We start from the raw sequence: 4,930 nt of genomic DNA on the forward strand, positions 1-4,930 counted from the left end.
GCGCGACGCGCATGTCGGGCGCGCGCTCGCGTTGATGCACGCCGACCCGGCCAAGCCGTGGACCGTGGAAGAACTCGCCCGCGCCTCGGCGCTGTCACGTTCGGCGCTGGCCGAACGCTTCGCCGCACTGGTCGGCGAGCCGCCGATGCAATACCTCATGCGCTGGCGCCTCGCGCTGGCCGCGCAACGACTGCGCGCGGGCAACGAGGCAATCACGCGTATCGCCGAACACAGCGGCTACGAATCCGAGGCGGCGTTCAACCGGGCGTTCAAGCGCGAGTTCGGCGTACCGCCGGCGGGATGGCGCAAGTCGGCCGCGAACAGACTCGGCTCGGGAGCAGAGTGACTCCCTGCGAATGTGCATGCCGTCAGGCAGATGCATCCGTACTGATCCCGAATCGTTCCTCCAATTTCCTTACTTCCGCAACGCGAGAGGCTGCCCCGACGAGCAGGGCAGCCTCCCGTGACGGTTCAAAACCGGATCAATTGCCGCAGGGAGCAAGCATGTGCCGAATCGCCTGGGGCGGCGCCTGTGGCGGCAGTTTGTGGTTGACACACAGCGGAGTCATCGTCCCGGTAAAGCGGCCGCTGCCCGAGAAGGTCAATTGCGTCGGGAATGCCGTCGGATCATTCGGATCCAGCGCGGCCGAGGTCTCGATGTCGGTGACGCGGAAACCGCTCACGCCGCCGCTGAAACCGTTTGCCTGGAAATCGAAGGTCTGCCCACCTGCAAGCGGATACTCGTGGCCGCGCACGATGAGCGTGTACTGGCTGTCGCCGACCCCGATCGGCAGGGTCACCGTCGTGAACAGCGGATCACCTTGCCCGATCGCGTAATCGAATCCGAGCGCAGGCGCGGGGTCGATGAAGACCGGCGTGTCGGGAACGACGTCCACGGCAAACGTATAGGCTCCGCCCGAGGTGGTTCCGGTCGGCGTGCTCGCAGGGGTGCCGATGAATCCATGCCAATTCACGAGGTCATCTCCCACGTAGAAACCGCCGACTTGGCCGTTGTTGTTGATGCCTTCGACGTAGGTTTCCGGGGTGCTGTCGTTCGGCGCGATCAACTGATAGCCGCTCGAGTTGCCGACAAAACCCATCTGGCGAGGCATGTCGCCACCCCAGGTGAATCCGGCAATGATCCCGTTGTCGTTGATCCCGCGGGCGCGAGTCTTGCGACCGACTTGGAACATCGTGACGGTTGGCGGCGGCGTCGGGTCGCGAAGGAATGCGATCTGCGCCCCGGACGTGGAAAAGATATTGCCGACGACCTGGCCTGCCTTGTTGTTGCCGTGGGCAATGATGGTCAAGGCATCGGGAATGAGAATGTCGGCGAACACCCCGCTCACGGGATCGTAGACATAGCCCGCGGCATTGATCGGGTTGCCTCCCGAATCGAAGTCGTTCGTGTCTCCTGCGATCAGCCCGGTCGAACTGATGCTGCGCGCCTCGGTGAACGACCGGCCCGCGTCCGAAAAGAACGAATAGGTCGAGCCGTTCAACAGGAAACCGACGACCGAACCATCCGGCGCACTTGCCGCACCGACGATCGTGCCGCTGTCGTTGATGCCGTAGACGGCAAACAATCCGTACCCGCTCGGCATCGCCGGCAACGGGGCAAACGTCCCGCCCGATCCGCCGGAATAGACGTAGGCGATCTGTTCGCCGCTGGCCAGCGTGGCGTTGCCGACGATCGAGCCGGTCGCGTTGATGCCGAACACGTTGGTGCTGGTGGCTCCCGGATAATCGATGCGCGTATAGACATAGTCCGCTTTCGCATCCGGCGCAACAGCCGCAATCAAAATCGCGGCCAGCAGACTCATTCCTGCAGTCGATCGGTTCGGGCATTCGCAAACACGCATCGACGTTTCATTCATCGCAATCATGTCCCCCTCCCGTGAAATTGCAGTGGCTCCGCCGCCATGCAGTTGCATGCCGTGCCGTCCTGCACGGGAGAAGAGTTCGCACACTGGCGACTGTCTCACCCGGGCTCCGCACAACAGGCTGGATGCGACGCAACGGCCTGCCCGAGCGCGGAGAGTGAGGGCTTCGTCAGCCGCCCTTGGACTGCATCGACGTCTTCTGCACCTTCCATTTGCCGTTTTCCTTGACCATCTGCGCGGTGCCGGTCGATTTGCCGCCGCCCTGTTCGATACCTTCGAGAGTCAGCTCGGCGTGGTCGCCGAAATCCTGGCCGCCGGTGACGGTGAGGCTCTTCGGCGCGAACGCCTTCATCATTCCGAGCATCGCGGGGAATTGCGGATCCTTGCGCTGCGACTGCATCTGCTCGGCCTGTTGTTTCGACACGGTCGCGAGCATCGCGTCGATGTCGCCCTTCTGCATGGCCGCGAGATTCGCCTGCAACACCTTGCCGGCTTCGCCGCCGCCGGCGGGGATGGGCTTGCCGCCCTGCGCGGCTGCGGCGACGGGTGCTGCTGACGATGCCATCGCGGCACCGGGTTTGGCGTAGGCAAGATCGAAACCGAAATCGCAGGACAGATCGTCGCTGGCCTTGCCCTTCAGCGTGTAGTGGCCGGCCACGCCCTTGGCGTCGTTGCGCGAGAGCTTGAGATCCCCGAACGCGCTGCCCGATTGCGAGATGTTGCTGCCGGGCGGCAGATAGGCATAGATCGCGGTCACGCCTTTTTCGCCGAGCGTGATGCGCACCTGCCCGCCGTCATTGGCATTCCAGACCTGGTCGCGCACGGCGTCTTCCGGATCCTTCGCTGCGGCGATCTTGCCGGGGTCGAGCTTGAGCGAGGCGAGCGCGACCGTGGTTTCCTTCTTGTCGGGCTCGAAGTGATCGGGGCGCTGATAGACCACGCCGTCGACGAGGGTCAGTTTCTTGTCCTTGTAGGTACAGGTGCCGGTGCCGGTAGCGAAAGCGGCGATCGGCAGCAGGCAGATCAAAGCGAGCGCGGAGAGCGTGAACCTGGACATGACGGAATCCTTTTGATGATGGATCGAACAGAATCAGGAACGCCCGGCGATGCTGCTCACGGACAACCTACCCGGAGCGAACACGCATCGGGGCTTGCTCTGTTTAGACGGAAAATCCCGCCCCGCCAGCTCACACACGAAACTTTTACGGATTCCCAAGGTAAAGTAGCTGCATGTATCTGGAGTTCTACGGCCTCAAAGAGGCCCCGTTTTCGATCACCCCCGATCCGCGCTACGTCTTTCTGTCGGAGCGCCACCGGGACGCGCTCGCGCATCTGTTGTACGGCATCGGCAAGGGCGGCTCGGGCGGCTTCGTGCAGCTGACCGGCGAGGTCGGCACGGGCAAGACGACGCTGTGCCGGCTGCTGCTCGAACAGTTGCCCGAAAACACGCGCGTCGCGCTCGTGCTCAATCCGAAACTGTCGCCGCTCGAGTTGCTCGAATCGATCTGCGACGAGTTGAAAATCGACACGACGAATCGCAAGGGCAGCCTCAAGGCGCTCGTCGATGCGCTCAACGCCTACCTGCTCGACGCCTATGCGCAGGGCCTGCGCGTAGTGCTCATCGTCGACGAGGCGCAGAACCTGTCGACCGAATCGCTCGAGCAGGTGCGCCTGCTGACCAACCTGGAAACGCCGACGCAGAAGCTGCTGCAGATCATCCTGCTCGGCCAGCCCGAACTGCGCGACAAGCTCGACGACCCCGAACTGCGCCAGCTCGCCCAGCGCATCACCGCGCGCTATCACCTGACCCCGCTCGACCGCGACGAGAGCGAAGCCTACGTGCGCCACCGCCTCGCGATCGCCGGTGCGCTGCGTTCGCCGTTCTCGCGCCTCGGCCTGCGTGCGTTGTACAAGCGCTCCGGCGGCGTGCCGCGCCTGATCAACGTCATCGGCGACCGCGCGCTGATGGCCGGCTACGCGCGCGAGCAGAACTCGATCGGCGAGCGTCTCGTCGACCGCGCCGCCGACGAAACGCTGCCCGGCACGACGCGTTATCGCCTGCGTCATTACGGACCTTGGGCCGCTGCCGCCTGCGCGGTGATCGCGCTCGGCGCGGCGGCGTATTTCTATCAGTTGCAGAAGCCCGCTCCGGCGCCGACAACACCCGCCGCGACACCCCCGCCAGCCGCACCTGCCGCTGCCAGCGGAACCGCGACAACGACGGCGACCGCGGCCGAACCGGCGAAGCCGCAGGAAATTCCCGCCGCGAAGAAACTTGCCGCACTCGCCGAGAACGCGCCCGATTCCGAACTGACCGCGTGGACGCAGCTGCTCGCACGCTGGCAGGCGACCTCGGCCGAAACCTCGGTGCGCGACGCGGCGCGTTGCCACGCCGTGGTCTTTCCCGGCATGAACTGCCTGCGCGGACACGGCGCGATCACTCAGCTCGCGCGCTTCGACCGACCGCTGATCCTGCCGATCAAGTGGCAGAACGCGAGCGCGTATGCGCTGCTGCAGGGCGTGGTCGGCGACCAGGTGCAGCTCAATCTGGCCGGCGAAAGTTTCCGCGTCGGCAAGGACGATCTCGCCAGCGTATGGGACGGCGAATTCGTCGCGCTGTGGCGCCTGCCGGCCGAAGTACCGCCCCAGTTGCACAGCGGCGATGCCGGCCCGGGCGTGGCCTGGGTCAAGGCCCAGCTTGCGCGCATGGACGGCGGCGCGGCCGACGCCGGCCCGGCCTTCTTCGACGAGGCACTCGCCGAACGCATACGCAAGCTGCAGACCGCCTACGGCATCAAGCCCGACGGCATCGTCGGCCCGGAGACGCTGTTCGCATTGTCCGCACTCGATCCGGCCGGCCCGCACCTGACCCGCAGCGTGCAGTGAACGCGTGCCGCATTTTGCGCAACAGAGAAAAATATACTCGTTGACGAATCCATGTCGCTGATCCTCGAAGCCCTGAAGAAGTCCGAACAGCAGCGCCGACTCGGCGAGATGCCGAACCTCGGCACGCCGGTCACGGCGACGCGGCGGCCACGCAGTCCGCT

The 4,930-nt window shown here is 65.0% G+C and carries 4 protein-coding genes; 2 read left to right on the plus strand and 2 right to left on the minus strand.

The genetic code is table 11. The annotated features are described in order from the left end of the window. A partial coding sequence (locus VF497_RS16900) for an AraC family transcriptional regulator (protein WP_330890892.1) occupies positions 1–346 on the plus strand: 346 nt, incomplete at its 5' end. Between the two features lie 136 nt (positions 347–482). Here the strand turns inward: VF497_RS16900 and VF497_RS16905 are convergent. Both VF497_RS16905 and VF497_RS16910 read right to left on the minus strand, forming a co-directional pair. Beyond that, a complete protein-coding gene (locus VF497_RS16905; protein ID WP_330890894.1) occupies positions 483–1,934 on the minus strand; it encodes a hypothetical protein in 1,452 nt (483 codons plus the stop codon). A gap of 118 nt (positions 1,935–2,052) precedes the next feature. Next, positions 2,053–2,940, minus strand: coding sequence for a hypothetical protein (locus VF497_RS16910; protein ID WP_330890896.1), 888 nt, complete (start codon positions 2,938–2,940; stop codon positions 2,053–2,055). Between the two features lie 173 nt (positions 2,941–3,113). Between VF497_RS16910 and VF497_RS16915 the strand changes: the two genes are divergently transcribed. Beyond that, positions 3,114–4,769 carry an AAA family ATPase gene (locus tag VF497_RS16915; protein ID WP_330890898.1) on the plus strand — a complete coding sequence of 552 codons (1,656 nt, stop codon included), beginning with the start codon at positions 3,114–3,116 and terminating at the stop codon, positions 4,767–4,769. The last annotated feature ends 161 nt before the right edge of the window (positions 4,770–4,930 follow it).

The organism is Rudaea sp., assembly GCF_036383415.1.
GTDB lineage: Bacteria > Pseudomonadota > Gammaproteobacteria > Xanthomonadales > Rhodanobacteraceae > Rudaea.